This window comes from Francisella philomiragia subsp. philomiragia ATCC 25015 (assembly GCF_000156715.1).
In the GTDB taxonomy this organism is placed as follows: domain Bacteria; phylum Pseudomonadota; class Gammaproteobacteria; order Francisellales; family Francisellaceae; genus Francisella; species Francisella philomiragia.
The window spans coordinates 555943-575587 of the sequence record NZ_DS999316.1; the positions used below are offsets into that span (position 1 = coordinate 555943).

A 19645-nucleotide genomic window follows, 5' to 3' on the forward strand; every position below is an offset into this window, starting at 1 on the left:
AAAACATAAATATGAAAATCTCAAAAAAAATTGTCTTAAGTTTACTAATTGTAGCTTTACCTATTTTAACATTTGCAGCTCGATCAAATAATTTCAATCTTGATATCTTAAATAATCAACAAACTGCAATAGCAAATATCCAGTATGATTTGAGTGTTTCAACTGATGATAAAAATGACGGTTCAATTACCCAAAGAGGTGACTTACAAGGTTCAATCAACTCTTTAAAAAATGCTCTTAAAAAATCTAAGCCTAATAGTTATATCAATACACAGCTCACCCTTGCATTAGCATCTTTAGAAATATCTAATAATTCAGTAAATGATGCTAGAAAAACATTAAGCTCACTTGGCACTATAAGGTCTTATAATAACCCAATATTACAAATATTCTTAACCGCATATTCTTTAATTTGGGATCCTAATAATTTTGATCAAAACATTGCAATTCTTAAAGAATCTAAATGGTCAAAAATGCCTCACTTTATACAAGCAATACAAACTGCTAAAACTAACTTCAACTTAGGCATAAACTCAAAATTAGATCAGTTAAAGGATGTTGATCAAAACTCTTTAGCAATAGTTACATTAGGATATTCATTAAATGATGATGGATCCATGAATAATATATTAGTTGATAGACTAAAAATAACCCTAGCAGCACACAAGAAATACCCTAATGCGATAATCATAGTATTAGGTGGAGTTGCTCACGAAGGTGTAACAGAATCATATCAAATGAAACAATGGTTAATTAAGCATGATATTGCTGCACAAAGCATAATACAAGAGGATCAATCAACTAGCACTGTCACCAATGCTATTAATACGATAAATATAATCAAAAAAATAAATAGACCTGTTAAAAATATTCTACTAATAAGCTCTGACTCTCACATCCGTAGAGCAAACTCTATTTTTGAGCAAGAAATTTACAATGCTAAATTACCTATCAAAATGTTTAACATAACTGCTAGAACAAATTATGATATTAATAAACCAGCACAGCAACAAGAAAAAATACTAATAATCAAAGATACTCTTAGAACAGCTGGAATATGGCAAATGCCAGGAATGGTTTTCTAGTCATTACCTTCAAATTCATCTATAAACTTCTGAGCTGCAGCAATTCTTTCTTTACATAACTGATAACTTTTTGAGGCTTGTTCTAGCATTGGTGCTAATTCATCTAACAGAGCAGGATTATCTTGTTGCTCTTGAAGTTTCTCATTAATCTCTTCTAATATTTGATAATTTTTTGCAAATTTTTTACTTTGAGTTGCCATTTTCTTTCACCTCTACTTGTATATGTCCATCGGCATAAACTATCTCTAAATCTGAGTATGCTTGCGCTTGTTTTTGAGTTGTTATATATTTGCCATCTATTGTCTTTGTCAAGCTAAAGCCTCTTTTAAGGGTTGGCTCTATTGATACAGATAATATCTGCTTATAAAGAGATTCGCTTGTTTGATTATAGTATTTTAAAATATTTCGAGCTGTATTGGTTGATTGATTATATGAATTATAAATGTTATTTCCATAACTTCTTATCAATCTTTTTGAGCTTAATAATATATTTTCATACATAGTATTCACAGTTTTATCATATAGTTTAGAAACTCCTCTTGCTATAGAAGTAGATTCTTTATAGTTATGATCAACACTTTGACTCATTTGATAGAGATAATGTTCTATACGTGTTTTAAAGTTATGATATAGATTATCTAATTGATGTTTATTCTGTTTAGCTAAACTTTTAGTGATTCTCACTATCGATTCATAATTATATTTAGCATTTATTGCATTATCAACAATTGTATTAGCTATATAATTTATAATCTTAGATGGTGTATCAAATCTTTTTGTACATATTTCATCTAAAACTGTACTATCTCTCTCATGTCCTATACCAACTAGCACAGGAATTTCACTATTACAAATGCTTTCAGCTAGTAGTATATTATTAAACCAGTCAAGGTCAGCCTGAGAGCCCCCTCCTCGGATTAATACTATCACATCATATTTATCAGCGATTGTTGCTATTTTAGCAAATGCTGTTGAGACACTTTTTGCACATTCTGCACCTTGCATCTTTGCTTCATATATATCAAAGTTACATAAATTTAAATCTTGTAATTTATCAGCCTCTTCGAAGAAATCTCCTTTACCTGCAGCAGTCATACTTGTGATTACTGCAACATTGGTAAAATCATCTGGCATATTAAGAACCTTATTTTTCTCTAGAATGCCGTTTTTAGATAAATTTTGTAGAATCTCAATTTTACGAGCTTGCCTATCACCAAGTGTAAAAGCAGGATCTATATCAATTATATTTAGACTAAGACCAAAGCTAGTATGATAATTTACACTTACCCTAAATAAGACTTTCATATCTGTTTTTAGAGTTTCACCAGTAGCTTGACTAAATTTACTATGAATATGCTCAACTTTATTTGCCCAGCAGTTACATCTAATTTTAGCTATAGGAAACTTACTAACTCCATCATGTTCTATGAGCTCGCCATAGTAATGTTTACCAGATCTACGCCATTCAGATAGTTCTGCAACTACCCAAAAACCTTCATATCCAAAGCTCATTTCTATAGTACTTTTTATAAGCTCAAGAAATTCGCTTAGTTTCAATGATTCTTGCATGATAATATTAACTAAAAATCTTGCTTTGAATAAATTCTACATTTACAGAACGAATATACAACCGTTATTAACATTTAATAATAGAAAGACAGGTTTTATAAAGAATTTGTTTATAGTGCTGATCTTAATGCACCTCTGACTTTAAAACTACATTCCTGAACACTTGATTTTAGTTTTTCATAGTTTTCTTCTGAACAATTATCTGGCTTTTTTGATGGTAAACAAGTTTTTATTTCCCCATGATGTTTTTGTTCCTGTAAACAATTTAAATCACCACTAGTTAATTGTTCATCTGCAGCATATACCGAAGCAGAAAAAATAATAAATACAAAAATAAAAATAAATTTTTTCATAGTAAACATCCTTAAGATTAACTTTAAACATACTTGCGACGAAACTTCAAAAAATCAAATAAATGGAGTTTGATCACATTTTCATTATAACACTTAGTTTGTACTATTTATCTATTTTAATATGTTTCATAAAAAGTTTTAATTTTCATTAGACCTAACTATTTCATAGACATCTACGCTATCGTTATTAGCCACTCCCATGAAATGAGCATCTGGACTAAATATAAACTGAAGAGGCTTATCTTTTAGATATAATGCTTGAGATAATACAAAGCCATCAAATACTTGTATTGATGCCTCACTCATTACAGATGTGAGTTTATCACTATATTCTATATCCACAAGCGAAGCTTCAAAACCTCTTTGTAAAACAAGTTTATCTTCTATTGCATTCGTTTTTCTATTAATTGCTCTAATGTCAAAGCTATACTCATACGCTACCATAAACATTTCTTTCTCATCATACGCTTGTATTTTATATAGCTCTAGTTCTAGATTAACGCTTGATGTTAATCTCACTCCCACACCATTAAGTATATATAGTTTCAAAGCACTTTGGCTAAGGCCAGAGTCACCATTTTTTAAAGCCACCACCATTCGTAGTGTTTTTTTATCACTATCTTTTAGTATTCCAAAGTCCTTAATTGTATTTCCTGGGTAATCTACTAGCTTACTAGAACGATTAATTGTGCCATCATTCAAAATATCATATTTATATATCTGCTCTTTAGATCTAACATAAACATAATCAAAACCTGCATCTTCATAAAATTTAAATCCAGTTGGAGTATAGCTCAAAGACCTAGAGTCTGTCTTATCTAAAACCCCATCATTTCCTATGGTAAATATAATTAAGGAGCCTTTATTGCTATCTTCCTCATGTGTGAGAACATAAATTTTATTTTTAAACATCTCAACAGCTATAATATTTTGGGCTATATGCTCACTTGATATTTGCGAATTAACTTTGTTTGAGATTGGTGACATACTATATTCAGAAATAATATGATTTGAGAATAGATATAAACGATTACCATTTTTAGAGGCAAGTGCTTTTATAACTTTACTTCCAACATTTGTTTCACTATCAAAACAGCTAGAAAACACAGCACTATTATTTATCGAATAGCCCAATTTTATAGCACTAATACAATATTGTGGACCATCACGATATATTGAATATAACCTAGAATTTTTTCCTTCGGATATAGCTAAAGCTTGAATATTTGATTCATTTATTGTGCTTATATATCCAGGTTGTGCCTTATGATTATCTTTGCTCGTACGAACAAAACTCGCTTGAGCATTAATACCAAAAAATATTAATAACATGATTATAGAAAATACTTTTTTTACCGAATTCATAACTTTTAATATTTACATAGTTTTATTAAGTAGTATTTGCAAGTATACATGACTATGAAAAATATTTAAGTTTGTGTAATAATCTAAACTATAACTATATATGATAAAAACAAGATGATTAATATATCTGATAATGCCATTGAAGAGCTTCAAAGAATTCGTCAACACATACATCAGCACCCAGAGCTTGGCTTCGATGTATACAATACAGCTGAGTATATAACTAAAGAACTAGAGAAAATAGGTTTAAAAGTTCAAAAATCAATTGGAAAAACTGGACTAGTTGCTGATCTAATTGTCCCAAATGCAAACAAGACCATCGCTTTTCGAGCTGATATGGATGCCCTACCAATTCATGAGCAAAATACCTGTCAATATAAGTCGAAAATAGATGGCAAAGCACATATGTGTGGACATGATGCTCATTGTGCTATGATTTTAGTAGCTGCTCAACAGCTTGTTAAAAATAAAACTATGCTAAATGTAAACATTCGGTTCATATTTCAGCCTTCTGAAGAAGTCTTGCCAGGTGGCGCTCCAGCAATGATTAAAGATGGCGCTTTAGACAATGTAAATGAAATATATGGAATTCATGTTTATCCTATTATCAATGAAGGATATATGCAAATATCAACTCCTGTAGCTATGGCTGGCGTTGATTTATTCGAAATAATATTTCACGGTAAAGGTGGACACGCTAGTACTCCTATAAAGGCTAATGACCCTATCATTATGGCTGCTCAATTTATCAATCAAGTTCAAACAATTGTTTCTAGAAATGCCGATAGCTTTGACCCTATAGTTGTTTCTGTAACCGCAATAGAATCTGGGTCAGCATTTAATGTAATTCCCGATCAAGCAAAACTAAAAGGTGCCGTTCGGTTTTTAAGTTCTTTTGGTCAAAATATTGCAAAAAAACGTATACATGAAATAGCTAATGGGATTGCAAATACGTACAAAGGTAACGTAGAAATCAACTATATTCATGGCTACCCTGAAACTAGAAATAATGAAAAAATTGCTACTAAGTGTATAGCTAGTGCAAAACGTGTATTTGGTGAAGATAATGTTATAGAAGCTAATTATCCATGGATGGCATCAGAAGATTTCTCTTATTTTGCTAAAAAAATTCCTGCGTGTTATGCTCTCTTAGGAGTTAAAAATGAAGCAAAAGGTTTTACATCTATGGTACATGAACCAACTTTTGACCTAAGTAATGAAGCAATGTTATATGGAGTCAAATATTTTATAAATATCGTAAATATTCTATTAACACAAAAAGAATCATGAACAAGATACTAATTAGCTTTGCAAACATAAACAATATAAGTACGAAAGAAATTAATAGTCTTGTAAAGATTATCAACGATGCCTATAAAGTTGCTGAAGGAGATTTATGGATAAACTCAGCTAAAAGAGTAACTTTTGACGAGATGCAGACTTTAATTAATCAAAATCAGATAATTATCGCAACAAATAATAATGAAATTATTGGTTCTGTAAAAGTCACAAAACTCTCAGAGAGTATAGCTGAATTTGGGATGCTTGCTACTGCCTTTAATCATAGAGGTCTTGGTATTGGCACTAAGCTTGTCAATGCCGCAGAAGATTGGGCAAGGAATAGTGGTTTTAGGATAATGCAACTTGAGTTACTTACGCCCAAACATTACATTAATCCAAGTAAGGAAATCCTTAAAGAGTGGTACACAAAATGTGGATATAAACATCACTCTATCGAACCATTTAAAAACTTATTCCCAAATACATACCATTTATTAGCTGTAGAATGTAATTTTAATATTTATCACAAGAATCTTTTTTAGATAAAACTATAATATCCCAGTAACATCAAAGACTTTAACATTTATGGATAAAGACTCAGTGCCACCTCCACGATAAATTGTTCCGGCTGTTGGTGTAGCATCAATATATGTTCTGCCACAAGCAATACGCACGTGATCACTATTAACTTCACAACCATTTGTAGGATCATATCCTATCCAGCCAACCCAAGGTATATATACTTCAACCCAAGCATGAGTTGCATCACTCATTTCAGTATTACTATAGTGACCACCATTAAATATATAGCCTGAACGATAACGAGCAGGCACACCTAAAAGTCTTGCCAAGCAAATAAATAAATTTGAGAAATCTTGACAAACACCCTGTCTAGTAATATAAACATCATAAGCAGTTGTAGCAAAAGTAGTAGAGCCTGAGACATATTTATATTCGTAATAGATTGTTTTATTAATATCATCAAGCACCGCCATAATATCACTATCATTTCTTTTGACAAAAGATACAGCATAATCCATCAACTCTTCAAGCTGAGTTTGTGGTAACTCTACAGATAATAGATATGGTGTCATCATTTGTCTTTGCCATGGCATCCAAGAAATTGGCATAGTTGTCCGTGAGTTTATTGATCTCTTACGTACGCTGTGATCAGTACTTACAGCGACTTTAGTTTTCATTTCTATAGTAAACTCTTTATAGGGCTCTTTAGTTTTTAGAAAAACAACATCATTACCAAAAACATCTGTATACTCCTCTTTTTCACAAGCAACAGATATACTAAGATCATAATTAAGTATGCGCTGTTTTGGATCTACAATCGGCTTCATCCGAATATTATGCTTACTTAGATTAACTGGAAATTCATAAGTATATTTTGTTGTATGAATAATATCTAATATTCTTTCTGAGCTCTTAAATGTTTTGATCTCAGTCGGAACATTTAGCTGATCAGGCTGATATGTATGACCACCATAGTTACTACTATTTTTATCGCTATTCCATATAACTCGTCCATGAGAAACAGCTACCATTTGACCTGGTAATAATTTTCTCCATGTATTATCCACATTAGTATTATTTGAGAATATTGTATAAGTTCTAAGCTCATCTTCATATAACCCAGTAGCTACATTTACATAGCCAATATCGAGATTATTACTATTTGACGGAGGGAAGAATTTTTTATAATAAATGGGATTAAAGTCATCTTTGTCCTGATAAACTATTGTTACATCACCATTAGAGAGAACTAAATTCACTTGTCCGACTTGATTTATCTGTTTTAATAAATCATAAACATAAAACAGATTATCATCATTTAACTCTCTAATATTTTTTTTCCTTAATTGAGAAAGAATCCAGCATAATATGTACTCTGAATCAGTTTTACCAACAGGTTCATAATCAGAAAAAGTTAAAATCAATGTATTTTGATACATTCTATTTAAATCACCATTGTGAACTATAGTCCACTCTTTGCCTGCATGAGGCTTCATAAATGGCTGAAGGTTTAAATTAGTTTTATCAAACAAGCTATGACTATAAATATGTCCAATAAAAGTGCTTGAACAAAAATTTGGATTACCATCGAACAAAGCACGTAATGCCTCTAGATTTTCAACATGATTATCCTTCATAATTGATACAGCATTATGATTGTCATGATACCATCCTATACCCCACATAAATTCTTGTAGTGTTGTAGTGTCATCTACTAAAAAATTAATTCGTGGAGATATTGGACAGTCAGAAGATATAGCCAAGATATTACTAAACATTAAATATTTTTCCTTTTTATTTCTACCCTTCTAACATTGCTACGTAGAAATCTACATCAGATATAAAGAATTCTTTTGAAATAATAGTTGTAAGTTCTGCCATTGAGTTTATCAGATAAGTAATAAAATCATGATTTTTTTCTAGCAATGATTCTGTTGTATTACTTTCAAAGTATTTTATAATTTCCTCTACTTTTGTTCTAGACTGCATACCGACTCCAGTTGAGTGATAAGACATTCTCTTTAATACAGCAAGACAATCATTTAAACAAAATGTAACTGTTCTAGGATAATCATCTGACTTTAATAGAAACTCCGCTACATCTTTTCTATTAACATCTAGTTCTGCTTTACGCATAAAAGCATCTTTAGACATTGTATTTAGCAACATTTCTTGCCAATATTGTGATTCATCTGTAGTTTCATTCTTTGATGTAAGACTTATATGCCTATGATGATGGATATCTCCTAATCTTAATGTGAAGTCGACTCTTTCAATAAGCATACCTAACTTCATAAAATTGTAAGTATCATTTCTGAGAATAAAGTTATGATAGAAGCCTATCCATAAAAAGCAAAATTTTATTATTTTTTTACAAAAACTATCTAAACTCGTAATAGAAAGCCTATGAGTTTCTGGTGAGTTAATCCATAACCACAATTCATTAATCTCTTCCCACATATCTGCAGCTATAAGATCTCTTATTATTCTAGCATTTTCACGTGCAGAGGATAACGAAGAATATATCGAAGATGGGTTATCCTTATCCCAAATCAGAAATTCTTGAATTTTTCTAGCATTAGATCTCGCACTGTAGCCGTATTTTTTAATAAACGCCTCTTTACCACCTAATACCACAACCAAAGGATACCAAATATCTTCAGCATCACCATATATTTCAAGCTCTACATTATATGCCACATCGATAGCATTAGTTAACATCTGAACTCTTTCAATATTTCTACTTAACCAAAAACAATTTTCTGCTGTACGAGATATTATCATTTTTTATCTCCCTAAAACCCAAGTATCTTTTGAACCACCACCTTGACTAGAATTCACAACATATGATCCTTCTTTAAGAGCAACTCTTGCAAGCCCTCCTGGTAATATCCATGTATCTTTACCACTGACTAAAAATGCTCTCAAATCCACTCTTCTTGGTAGTACCTTGCCATCTATAAAGGTAGGACTTGTAGATAGTTCTACTAATGGTTGAGCTATATAAGCTCTTGGTTTTTCTTTTATCTTAGCCGCAAACTCTTGTAACTCTTCTACACTAGCCTGAGGACCAATTAGCATACCATAACCACCAGAACCATTAGCTTCTTTAACAACTAGCTTATCAAGATTACTCAAAACATAATTTCTATCATTTTCTTCACTACAGAAATATGTTTTAACTTGAGCTAATATTGGCTTCTCATTAAGATAATATTCAATCATTTTATGAACATACGGATATATTGCTTTATCATCTGCTATACCATTGCCAACAGCATTTGCTAAAACCACATTACCCGCCTTGTAAGCTTCTATTATACCCGGTACACCTAGCATACTTTCCGGATTAAAAAACTCCGGATCTAAGAATTTATCATCTATTCTTCTATAAACGACAGTTACAAGCTTAGGTCCTTTAGTTGTTTTGAGATATACATAATTATTATGTACAAAAAGATCTGAACCTTGAACTAATTCACACCCCATTTTACGAGCCAAATAACTATGCTCAAAATATGCTGAGTTATATTGTCCTGGTGTTAAAACCACACTCAAGCCTTTTTTACCATCTACAACTGGAGATATACTTGATAGAGCTTTTCTCAATTCAGTTGGATAGTCTACTACTTTTTTGATATTAGCATTTGAAAATGCTTCAGGAAGTACTTTCATTAAAGAGTTACGGTTTTCCAAGACATAAGAAACACCTGATGGAGTTCTTACATTATCTTCTAGAACCATAAAACCACTTTCATCTTTGATAAGGTCAAGTCCTGCAATATGGCAATATACCCCGTGTGGTGGTTTTACACCTCTCATCTCAGGTAGATATTCCTCTGATGATTCAACAAGCTCTCTAGGTATTACACCATCTTCTAATATTTTTTGCTCATCATATATATCATTTAAGAACGCATTCAACGCTTTAAGTCGTTGTTTCAAACCCTTTTCAAGTTCTTGCCATTCTTTTTCTGAAATTATTCTTGGAATTAAATCAAACGGAAAAATCTTTTCTGTGCCCTGACTATCACTATAAACAGTAAATGTAATCCCATTCTTCAGAAAAGAAGCATCAACAAATTTCTGCTTTTCGTATAAAGATTCTACACTTAGCTCATCTATAGTTTTTATCGCCTGAGAAACATCGTCACGCACACGACCTTCATCAGAAAAAATTTCATCATATACTCCTGAGTAAGGAGCATAACCTGAAAAAATGCTATCATTAGACATATATGAAAGACCTCCAAATAAAATAATCTAACAAATTCATAGTATAATAAATACTTATTTTTGTATACAAAAAACTTACTTTTGCATAAAAAATATATTAAATTTCAGCTAATGCTTAAGCTATTTTATATTATAAAAATATCACCTTTATAAAACCTGATAATACAACCGTTATAACAGACTCATAATTGAAAAATATTAATATTCTTTTCATTACCAGCACCAAAAAAATTATTTGATATAAATGAACTATTGTTAGAACCGTCATTTAAAAATAAATTTGATAATAAAAGACCCTCTTTTAAATCATAGGTAGCTACTGAATTTGAATATACCACTTCAACCAAGTTGTTATTTTGTAACAAATCTATGAAACTACCATTAACTTTATATTCATCACTCAACAACTTCATACTTCCAACTATACCGCTACTAAACTTAGAATTAAAAGCTACTAAAACTTTGCTCTGACCATCAAATTCACCTTTGTAGGTGACTATTTTTTTAGGAAAATCTTTATAAACCTTATTGTCTATCTGTCTGACTATATCACTTGAAAAATTATATATACTGATAAAACCTATTTCTAAACCTTCAGTACCAGAATGACCAACTAGCAACACTCTGCTTTCAGTAGAGCTTTCAGTTATTACAGAAAAATCAGATATTTCTCCGGAAGATATAGTTATTATTTTTTCATCTTTAATCACTTTAGCATTTCTCAAAAAACTATAAAAATAAATGCTTTTATCACTCTGTATGTATACCCTTTCAATATTATCAAATATTATTTTTTTAGGCTTATAGTTCAATGTAACAATATTAAGCTCATCTAATGATCCATCTGTATTAACTCTATATATTATTAGCTTGCCCTTTTGACTTTTATCACTTGTAGTCAACAAATATAAGTATTTTCCTTCATCTACTAATTTAGCATCAATAATTTTTTGGATAAATCGCTTTCTAAAAATCTGACCATTAATGCGATTTGTGATAGGAGAAATGTTGTATGCTAGAATATTATAGTTTGATAATAGATAAAAAGTTTTTCCTAATTTATCTAAAATTATTTTGTTAACTTTATTACCTACAGTATGTTTATTATCAAAACAGCTAGTTATTGAGCCTGTATTATTAATTGAATATGAGAGTTTTGTAACACTAAGGCAATAGTTATCACTCGGTCTAAATACTGTAAATAGTTTTGTTTGATCACTATTAACAGCCGTTGCTTGAACATTTGACTCATAAATAGTCGTAATATATCCTGGCTGCGACATATGGTTATCTTTAGCAATTTTTACAAAATATGCTTGAGAAATTTGTAAAAAAAACAAACTTAGAAAAGCAAAAATTATATTTTTCATAATAAAGAGTGAAATATGTCTTTAGGTATTTATACTATCATAACGAGCTAATATTTTTTTTATCAATTTTTGACAACTAATATCAAAAATTAAATACCTCGGTTATGTAATATTTTGTTTGTAAAAACCTAACCTTAGTTTTTTGTACAACAAGATTGCAAATAAAGCCAATACTAAGCAAATTAAACTAATAACGACAGGGCCTAACCAAATAACTCCTGTTTTAGAGATAACTGTTGCACTAATTATTGGACAAACACCTCCTACAAAAGCTGAATTTAAACTATAGCTCAAAGCGACTCCTGATAACCTAAACTCTGTTGGAAAAATATCACACAAGAAAAATAATGTTGTCGATGCACCAAATGAATAGCAAATAATTAAAAAAATCATACCTATAAAAACACTATAAGTATCTGACATCAAGTAGAATGTTATAGGAATAGCTATCAATAAAATGAAACAGCCAATAATATACATTTTACTAAGTCCAACTTTATCAGATATATACCCAAATGCTATTACAGATATTAAAACTATTATTTGTACTGGAATCATTATTAAACTTGTATTGCTAGTATTTAGTAATTTTGCAATATAAAAATTAGAATACTGAAGCAAAATTATTGCGCCTAAAGCAAATAACATTGCAAAACAAAAACCAATAAATATACTTATATAGTTTTGTTTGAAAAGCGTTATAATGCTCTTTTTATCTCTACTTGCGATTTTTCTAAATAAAGGTGTTTCTATTAGCTTTAATCTTACGTAATAACCAAATATAGCCAACAAGCCTCCTAACACAAAACCAATCCGCCAAGCATAATCATCAAATAAATATTCAAGAATCAGACATACTGTCGTTGCAAATAAAAATCCCGATAAAACAAATGCAAATAATATACTCAGCTTAAAACCTATGCTTTTTGAACTAGTCTCGTACACTATTACATATGCTGCAGGCAATTCTCCACTTAGAGCAAACCCTTGCAATACCCTGAATATCACAAAAGCTATACTTGCAAACACCCCAAAAGTAGCATAAGAAGGCATAATCCCCATTAGTAATGATGATATTCCCATAAGAATTATTGTAAATGTAAATATTTTCTTCCTACCATATCGATCACCCAATATTCCTAAGGTAATAGCACCTAAAGGTCTAACAATATATGTTAAAGAAAATATAGCTATAGCAATGAAACTTTTAATTACTGAATCATCAATTCCTACAAAAAATGTATTTATAATTTGTACCGAAAATAACACATATAACAAAAAGTCATAAACTTCTAAAACTGCACCTATGCCTGCAATTGATACTACTTTAAAATCTTCTTTCATCTCTAAAATTACTTACAGTTTAACTATCATATCTTTGTTATTTTTATGATAGCCTCCTCTTTTGGAATAAACATAGACACCTAGTAGGCCAATCACACCACAAACAATACCAACAATAGATGGACCTAAAAAATTATATGCTGTCATAGTAATTATCGTTGTACTTACTAAAGGAGCGATCCCTCCAACTATAGCAAAAGCAAGATTATAACTAAGACCTACTCCTGACAATCTAACATCTGTTGGAAACAAATCACAAAGTAAAAATATAAAGGTAGCCGCAACTAATGCGTAACAGAGCATAATAGCTATAGATGCAAAAACAATTGCAGATACACTGCCTATATAACTCATCAAATAGAACACAGGTAAAGCACAAACTACAACAAGCCCAGCACCTGCTATAAACATTTTTGCAATGCCAACTTTATCAGATAGAAAGCCAAAAATAAAAGTAAAACAAGTAAGTGTTAAAACACTTGGAGTTAGAATCAAAGAGATCTGACCAGAATTATATCCAGTTAAAATATCCTCAACAAATTTATGTATATAAAGAGTCAACATCACACCGCCAAAGGCTACTATAATAACTATACATATACCAGCGAACAAGTTTGGACCATAAGTAGAGACTAAAGAACCAAAAGAATGTCTTTTTTGTTTATCAATACTTTCAAACTCTGGAGTTTCATGAAGATTGCGACGCACATAATAACCGACAAACCCTAGCAATCCACCAATGATAAACCCTGCTCTCCAAGCAAAATCACCAAACACATACTCAAGAGCAAAACCTACAAAATCAGAAAATAAAAATCCACCCGTTACAAATGTAAATAATATGGCAGTGGCAAAACCAATTTTACCCTTAACCGATTCATACACAATAACATAAGCCCCAGGCAACTCCCCACCCAAAGCAATACCTTGCATAATACGCAATAACACAAAAATAAAGCTCGCATATAATCCCCATTGCGCATATCCAGGCATCAATCCCATACACAATGAACAACTTCCCATTAATAATATTGTAAATAATAGTAGTCGTCTTCGCCCTATTAAATCACCAACAATTCCCAAAATAGTTCCGGCGAATGGTCTGACAAGGTAAGCTATTGAAAATATTAAAACTGTTAAAAAAGTTTTAATTGTTGGATTTGTAATTTGAGCAAAAAAAGTTGCTGAGATTTCTTTAGAAAAAATCATATATAGAACAAAATCATAAAACTCAAGAATTGCACCAATTCCGGCTAATAAAATAACGTTTCTACTATCTTTATCGTACATTTATAACACTTACTTTTAATAATCAAGTTTAGCAAATCATACATTTTTTTAGCTTTATTTAGTAGAATATTTAAGCCTTATGATAGATTTTTTTAGTATATTTTTTAATAACTATCCAAACTAACTATTTCAAGATGTTGCATCTGTGTTTGTAAAAACATCTCTCCCACCGATCTAAACTTCAAAGGAATATCTGTAACATAAAATTTATACTCTGGATTAGAATTGTTTTTATTCAAAAGATTATTTTCAACAAGTAGTTGCTGAAGCATCTTACTAGCTTGTAGTGAAGGGTCTATAAGCTTTACATCAAGTGCTTTAGCGATACTATCTTTGATAATAGGATAATGTGTACAACCCAAAATTAGAGCTTGAATGTTTTTATCGTTAAAATACTCAAGATATTGTTTAGCTACTAATTCAACAACTTCTCCCTCTATAAATCCCTCTTCAATCATAGATACAAAAAGACCACATGAACTACTATAAACTTCGGTGCTAGGATTATTTTTGTGTATTTGTAGTGCGTATGCATTACTGTTAATAGTAGCTGGTGTTGCTATGACACCAACTGTTTTAAGACTATCGACTAAGCTAACTCCAGCACTTATCACATCAATAACAGGAACTGTTTTTGCAATCTCTTGAACGATATCTTTTGCTATAGCTGATATTGTATTACAGGCAATAATTATTGCTTTGACTTCTTGATCAATTAGAAATTTAGCTGTTTGGGCTGCAAACTTTTGAATAGTCGCTCGTGATTTAGTCCCATAAGGTATTCTAGCAATATCACCAAAATATATAATATCCTCATTTGGTAATATATTCATCAAGTTCTTGACGACAGTTAAACCACCAATTCCTGAATCGAAAACACCTATAGGTCTATTATTGAGCATTATTTTTTCTCTATTTTACGAATTATTTTTCTACGTGAGCGCGTAGGCATTTTTTCTAGATATTCTTCTTTTGCCTTGATAAAAGGTATTAGATTTCCTAATGATAAAACTGCTTGATTGGCATCATCTGCAATGAAATTTTCACTTAGCTGCGCATCATCATTAGCAAAAATAACTATCGTTACAACTGGGATACCTTTTATATATATTTTTTGTTTATAAAGATATGTTTGCAGTACTTTTTTCTGTGCAAATGTTTGTCTAATTGGATTTTTTATTGTTTTTGCATAGACTTTGTTGTTTTGAGAAGTTTTTGAGACATTCCAACGTTCAGCCATATTCTCAACTTCAATATAGCCACGATTATTCTTAACTTCGATTATATATATGCTTTTACGCGATATTGCAATAAAATCAATTTCTCTATTACCTACTGTTGACTTCTCATCTGGTAGAACCACTCGATTAAATAACACAAAATTATTATCTAATTTTTTTAGTTCATCTAAAACAGTAGTTTCGCCTTCTGCACCTGAAATAATTATATCTACAGGATTATCATCTTTTGTTATTAAGAAAAAGAATACAAATAATATAAATGCTAGAGTAAATCCAACCTCTAACGATTGAGTAACAAATTCAATATCCCCTAAATATAAATCAACACCAACTATTAAACCACATAGAATAATAGATGCATATAGACTTTTTTTTGCTCTAATTAGGTAGTTCCTTAACCTAGCCCATGTAAAGCGCAAAAAGAGCCTGTCTTTTTTTAATTTACTTTCAATAGCCATAATACCAATATACTTTGTTTAAAAATCGTAAAATTATAAATTAATAAACTTCTGCTTTATTTCAGTTATCTTATCTCTAATTGCTGTTGCCTGCTCGAATTCAAGCTCTTTTGCATAAGCTCTCATTCGTTTTTCTAGAGCTTTAATAACCTTCGAAGCTTCAGTCATACCTAGTATAGCCGAAACATCTACATCATCAACCTTTAAGCGCGAATTATTTTTATATGCACGTTTTTGCATCTCTGGAGAACTATCTAACATATCATCTATACTTTTGATGATTGTTTTAGGCGTAATATTGTTTTTCTTATTATGTTCATCTTGAAGTTGACGACGACGTAGAGTTTCATCCATAGCCTTTTTCATAGATTTTGTAACAACATCTGCATACAAAATAGCTCTACCATTTTGGTTTCTAGCCACACGTCCAATAGTTTGAATAAGAGATTTTTCAGAACGCAAAAACCCTTCCTTATCAGCATCAAAAATTAATAAAACTCCAACCTCTGGCATATCAAGCCCCTCTCTAAGAAGGTTAATACCTACAAGCACATCAAATACACCATGACGCAAATCATGAATAATTTGGACTCTCTCAACAGTATCAATATCAGAATGTAGATATCTGACATTAACGCCATGCTCAGATAGATACTCTGTTAAGTTCTCTGCCATTTTTTTGGTTAAAGTTGTTATCAAGATTCTTTCTTCTTTGGCTATAGCTTTATTTATCTCTGATAAAGCATCTTCTACTTGTATAGCTACCGGTCTTACAAAGACTTCAGGATCTAATAAACCAGTTGGTCTAATTACCTGCTCTACAGTATTTTGAGACTTTTCAAGTTCATAATTAGCGGGTGTCGCAGATACATATATTGTCTGAGGCAGCAGACTCTCAAACTCATTAAATTTCAGAGGTCTATTGTCCAACGCAGAAGGCAATCTGAAACCATAGTTAACGAGATTTGATTTACGAGATAAATCTCCTTTGTACATTCCGCCAAACTGTGGTAATGTCACGTGCGACTCATCAACTATGACTAAGGCATTTTCTGGTAAGTAGTCAATCAATGTTGGTGGTGGATCACCAGGAGCTCTACCTGATAACAATCTTGAATAATTTTCGATGCCTGTACAGTAGCCAAGCTCTTGAATCATTTCAATATCATACTTAGTACGTTGTTCTATTCTTTGAGCTTCAAGTAGTTTACCTTCTTCCTCAAAATATTTAACTCTTTCTTTAAGTTCTGCTTTGATCTCTTCTATAACTATATCTTTGCGCTCTTTTGATGCAACATAATGTGTACTTGGGAATATTGTTGCTCTGTGTAATGTTTTAGTTTTTTTGGAAGTTAATGAATCGATCACACTTATCGTTTCAATCTCATCATCAAAAAACTCTACTCGAATAGCATCTTTCTCAGAGTCTGCTGGGAATATATCTAATACTTCTCCTCTGACTCGAAAACTACCACGACTGAAATCCATATCATTACGCGAATATTGCATCTCTACTAACTTAGTTTGAGCTTTTTTTAGCCCTAGCTCTTCACCTACTTTTAGGTGCAAAAGCATCTGCATATATTGCTCAGGATCACCTAGACCATAAATAGCTGATACGGTTGCGACTATAATTACATCATTACGCTCAAGTATTGCCTTGGTAGCTGACAGACGCATTTGTTCAATATGCTCATTTACAGATGAATCTTTTTCTATATAGGTATCAGAAGCCGCAACATAAGCTTCAGGTTGATAATAATCGTAATATGACACAAAATACTCAACTGCATTATCTGGGAAATATTGCTTAAACTCTGAATATAATTGAGCTGCCAAAGTTTTGTTATGTGCAACAATCAAACATGGTTTTTGTGTTTGTTGAATCACATTTGCCATAGTATATGTTTTACCAGAACCTGTAACTCCTAGCAAAACCTGATGCTGTAACCCATTATTAATACCTTCAACTAAGGATTTAATTGCATTTGGCTGATCTCCAGCTGGAGCATACTTTGTTACTAGGTTAAATTTATTCATCTAAAATAAATACTCCTCTAACTCATACAGCAAAGCTTGTTGCTCTTCTGTTAGATCACGATTCATGCGTAAATCTTGCATTTCTTGATAGATATCTTCCAAAGTTTTGCGAGTTTTGCCTTTATGATCAATCAGAAGCTCATCATTATCTAGGCTAACAATCTTATTTAGATAATCTTGAAATTCCATCTGTGCTTTATCAGGTAGTTTTGAAAAGTCTAATCTACCAATTATCCTGACAGCTCTGTCATAATAAGGTTTTGGTAATTGATTAAGCATTTGCGCTTTTTGATAAATTTGTGAAGTATGAAATTTATCACAACCCCTTTCATCAGCGGCACTCATAAAGTCACTTTGATAAATCGCTGCATCTATATCAACATTTTCAATCTCTGGATACTTATATTCCAATACATAATCAACAAAATTGGCAAATATTTCTGGATTGCTTCTTATAAATTCTTTGTTCGTCTTTATCAAATCTAGTCTATCTTGAGGCAACCTCCCCACAAAACGGGTTTTAGCAGGTAATATTAGAGGAATATCACCCCATTTCTTATTTACAGTCAGTCGCCAATGTTCTGCTTCTAAACTGCCAAACTCTTCTATAAAATCTTTAAAATCATAACTATCTAAGCGAAGAAATATCTCTTGATTTTTGTAATGCCTATGCTGACCAATATCTAATATGGCCGACATAAAATTATTTTTAAAGCCAAAAACTCCACTTACTGCAATTGCTTGTCTATACCCAATACCACCAACTTCTACACCGATATTTAGTTGAGCTAGAGTATTTTCATCATTTTGCTTATTAAACTTTGCCAATAAAAACTGCCACATTTTAGGATTAGCTATTCTTAATTTTTTGGCTAACTCTACTGTGACAATTACATCTGTAATAGCATCATGAGCTCTACCACCACTATAGAGATTATTTTCAGTATTTAAATTTTCTAACTTCAAAGATATTTTCCGCTGTCCTTCTTCATCAAGAACTTTAGGCCACTTAAGAACATCATTACAAAACAAATAATAGCAAGTAACTATTGGAAACAAATCAGCCCTTGAACAACCATTTTTAAATTGATGACTATATGGAGGTAGCATATTTTTATAAAAAGCAAATCTCAAAAACTCATCATCAAAACCAAGGGTATTATAACCTATACTAATGGTCCCTGGTGTATTTATGATTTTATGAATTTTCCTAATTGCCTGATACTCTGACACACCAGTATTTGCTTGAGCAATAGAAATATGATGCGTTATCGTTGCAATTGGAGATGGAGTTGTATCAGGATTTAGCTTCACAAAAAAATTAAACCTTTCAATTTCATTAAAGTCCAAATCTGTACGAATCGCAGCAAATTGTAATACTTGGTCAAAAGAATTGTTAATACCAGTAGTTTCTAAGTCATAAAATAAAAAAGTTTGATTTTGAAACATTAAAGAATAAGCTCATATTTAATTAAATTATTAGCTTAGAAT

17 protein-coding genes are annotated in these 19645 nt (G+C 31.3%); 3 read left to right on the top strand and 14 right to left on the bottom strand.

From position 1 onward, the window contains the following. Nucleotides 1-11: 11 nt before the first annotated feature. Nucleotides 12-1085 carry a YdcF family protein gene (locus FTPG_RS08130; protein ID WP_004287963.1) on the top strand — a complete coding sequence of 358 codons (1074 nt, stop codon included), beginning with the start codon at nt 12-14 and terminating at the stop codon, nt 1083-1085. On the opposite strand, the gene xseB is transcribed toward FTPG_RS08130, so the two are convergent. The 4 genes from xseB to FTPG_RS08150 form a co-directional block, all read right to left on the bottom strand. Beyond that, nucleotides 1082-1285 (bottom strand): exodeoxyribonuclease VII small subunit, encoded by a 204-nt coding sequence (xseB, locus tag FTPG_RS08135; RefSeq protein ID WP_004287964.1) that lies wholly within the window; start codon nt 1283-1285, stop codon nt 1082-1084. The genes FTPG_RS08130 and xseB overlap by 4 nt on opposite strands. Then, nucleotides 1269-2654 carry an exodeoxyribonuclease VII large subunit gene (xseA, locus tag FTPG_RS08140; RefSeq protein WP_004287965.1) on the bottom strand — a complete coding sequence of 462 codons (1386 nt, stop codon included), beginning with the start codon at nt 2652-2654 and terminating at the stop codon, nt 1269-1271. Before xseA ends, xseB begins: the two co-directional genes overlap by 17 nt. A gap of 110 nt (nt 2655-2764) precedes the next feature. Next, nucleotides 2765-3007 (bottom strand): hypothetical protein, encoded by a 243-nt coding sequence (locus FTPG_RS08145; protein ID WP_144402364.1) that lies wholly within the window; start codon nt 3005-3007, stop codon nt 2765-2767. 138 nt (nt 3008-3145) lie between these two features. Then, nucleotides 3146-4372, bottom strand: coding sequence for a hypothetical protein (locus tag FTPG_RS08150; protein ID WP_004287967.1), 1227 nt, complete (start codon nt 4370-4372; stop codon nt 3146-3148). A gap of 114 nt (nt 4373-4486) precedes the next feature. On the opposite strand from FTPG_RS08150, the gene FTPG_RS08155 reads away from it, so the two are divergent. Both FTPG_RS08155 and FTPG_RS08160 read left to right on the top strand, forming a co-directional pair. Next, nucleotides 4487-5662, top strand: a complete 1176-nt coding sequence (locus FTPG_RS08155; RefSeq protein WP_004287968.1) for a M20 metallopeptidase family protein — start codon at nt 4487-4489, stop codon at nt 5660-5662. Beyond that, a complete protein-coding gene (locus FTPG_RS08160) occupies nt 5659-6195 on the top strand; it encodes a GNAT family N-acetyltransferase (protein ID WP_004287969.1) in 537 nt (178 codons plus the stop codon). The genes FTPG_RS08155 and FTPG_RS08160 overlap by 4 nt, the downstream gene beginning before the upstream one ends. A 6-nt stretch (nt 6196-6201) precedes the next feature. Here FTPG_RS08160 and FTPG_RS08165 read toward each other — a convergent pair whose 3' ends face one another. The 10 genes from FTPG_RS08165 to FTPG_RS08210 all read right to left on the bottom strand — a co-directional run bounded on the left by FTPG_RS08165 (nt 6202) and on the right by FTPG_RS08210 (nt 19603). Further along, nucleotides 6202-7953, bottom strand: a complete 1752-nt coding sequence (locus FTPG_RS08165) for a class II glutamine amidotransferase (RefSeq protein ID WP_004287970.1) — start codon at nt 7951-7953, stop codon at nt 6202-6204. 22 nt (nt 7954-7975) lie between these two features. After that, nucleotides 7976-8956: an alpha-E domain-containing protein gene (locus FTPG_RS08170; RefSeq protein WP_144401388.1), complete on the bottom strand. Its 981-nt coding sequence runs from the start codon at nt 8954-8956 to the stop codon at nt 7976-7978. 6 nt (nt 8957-8962) lie between these two features. Continuing rightward, nucleotides 8963-10411: a circularly permuted type 2 ATP-grasp protein gene (locus FTPG_RS08175; protein WP_004287972.1), complete on the bottom strand. Its 1449-nt coding sequence runs from the start codon at nt 10409-10411 to the stop codon at nt 8963-8965. Nucleotides 10412-10593: 182 nt separating this feature from the next. Further along, entirely contained in the window at nt 10594-11781 is a 1188-nt protein-coding gene (locus FTPG_RS08180) for a hypothetical protein (RefSeq protein WP_004287973.1), read from the bottom strand. A 102-nt stretch (nt 11782-11883) separates the two neighbouring features. Beyond that, nucleotides 11884-13125 (bottom strand): MFS transporter, encoded by a 1242-nt coding sequence (locus FTPG_RS08185; protein WP_004287974.1) that lies wholly within the window; start codon nt 13123-13125, stop codon nt 11884-11886. 12 nt (nt 13126-13137) lie between these two features. Continuing rightward, on the bottom strand, nt 13138-14415 hold the full coding sequence (locus FTPG_RS08190; RefSeq protein ID WP_004287975.1) for an MFS transporter: 1278 nt from the start codon (nt 14413-14415) through the stop codon (nt 13138-13140). A 104-nt stretch (nt 14416-14519) separates the two neighbouring features. Next, nucleotides 14520-15317 (bottom strand): glutamate racemase, encoded by a 798-nt coding sequence (gene murI / locus FTPG_RS08195; RefSeq protein ID WP_004287976.1) that lies wholly within the window; start codon nt 15315-15317, stop codon nt 14520-14522. After that, complete coding sequence (locus FTPG_RS08200) at nt 15317-16114, bottom strand: nuclease-related domain-containing protein (protein ID WP_004287977.1); 798 nt, start codon at nt 16112-16114, stop codon at nt 15317-15319. Before FTPG_RS08200 ends, murI begins: the two co-directional genes overlap by 1 nt. Before the next feature lie 33 nt (nt 16115-16147). Next, nucleotides 16148-18154: an excinuclease ABC subunit UvrB gene (gene uvrB / locus FTPG_RS08205; RefSeq protein ID WP_004287978.1), complete on the bottom strand. Its 2007-nt coding sequence runs from the start codon at nt 18152-18154 to the stop codon at nt 16148-16150. Beyond that, a complete protein-coding gene (locus tag FTPG_RS08210) occupies nt 18155-19603 on the bottom strand; it encodes an exodeoxyribonuclease I (RefSeq protein ID WP_004287979.1) in 1449 nt (482 codons plus the stop codon). Nucleotides 19604-19645 lie beyond the last annotated feature (42 nt).

Coding starts and splice junctions, on each gene's coding strand:
- FTPG_RS08130 (WP_004287963.1), top strand. CDS start 12: ATGAAAATCTCAAAAAAAATTGTCTTAAGTTTACTAATTGTAGCTTTA.
- xseB (WP_004287964.1), bottom strand. CDS start 1,285: ATGGCAACTCAAAGTAAAAAATTTGCAAAAAATTATCAAATATTAGAA.
- xseA (WP_004287965.1), bottom strand. CDS start 2,654: ATGCAAGAATCATTGAAACTAAGCGAATTTCTTGAGCTTATAAAAAGT.
- FTPG_RS08145 (WP_144402364.1), bottom strand. CDS start 3,007: ATGAAAAAATTTATTTTTATTTTTGTATTTATTATTTTTTCTGCTTCG.
- FTPG_RS08150 (WP_004287967.1), bottom strand. CDS start 4,372: ATGAATTCGGTAAAAAAAGTATTTTCTATAATCATGTTATTAATATTT.
- FTPG_RS08155 (WP_004287968.1), top strand. CDS start 4,487: ATGATTAATATATCTGATAATGCCATTGAAGAGCTTCAAAGAATTCGT.
- FTPG_RS08160 (WP_004287969.1), top strand. CDS start 5,659: ATGAACAAGATACTAATTAGCTTTGCAAACATAAACAATATAAGTACG.
- FTPG_RS08165 (WP_004287970.1), bottom strand. CDS start 7,953: ATGTTTAGTAATATCTTGGCTATATCTTCTGACTGTCCAATATCTCCA.
- FTPG_RS08175 (WP_004287972.1), bottom strand. CDS start 10,411: ATGTCTAATGATAGCATTTTTTCAGGTTATGCTCCTTACTCAGGAGTA.
- FTPG_RS08180 (WP_004287973.1), bottom strand. CDS start 11,781: ATGAAAAATATAATTTTTGCTTTTCTAAGTTTGTTTTTTTTACAAATT.
- FTPG_RS08185 (WP_004287974.1), bottom strand. CDS start 13,125: ATGAAAGAAGATTTTAAAGTAGTATCAATTGCAGGCATAGGTGCAGTT.
- FTPG_RS08190 (WP_004287975.1), bottom strand. CDS start 14,415: ATGTACGATAAAGATAGTAGAAACGTTATTTTATTAGCCGGAATTGGT.
- murI (WP_004287976.1), bottom strand. CDS start 15,317: ATGCTCAATAATAGACCTATAGGTGTTTTCGATTCAGGAATTGGTGGT.
- FTPG_RS08200 (WP_004287977.1), bottom strand. CDS start 16,114: ATGGCTATTGAAAGTAAATTAAAAAAAGACAGGCTCTTTTTGCGCTTT.
- uvrB (WP_004287978.1), bottom strand. CDS start 18,154: ATGAATAAATTTAACCTAGTAACAAAGTATGCTCCAGCTGGAGATCAG.
- FTPG_RS08210 (WP_004287979.1), bottom strand. CDS start 19,603: ATGTTTCAAAATCAAACTTTTTTATTTTATGACTTAGAAACTACTGGT.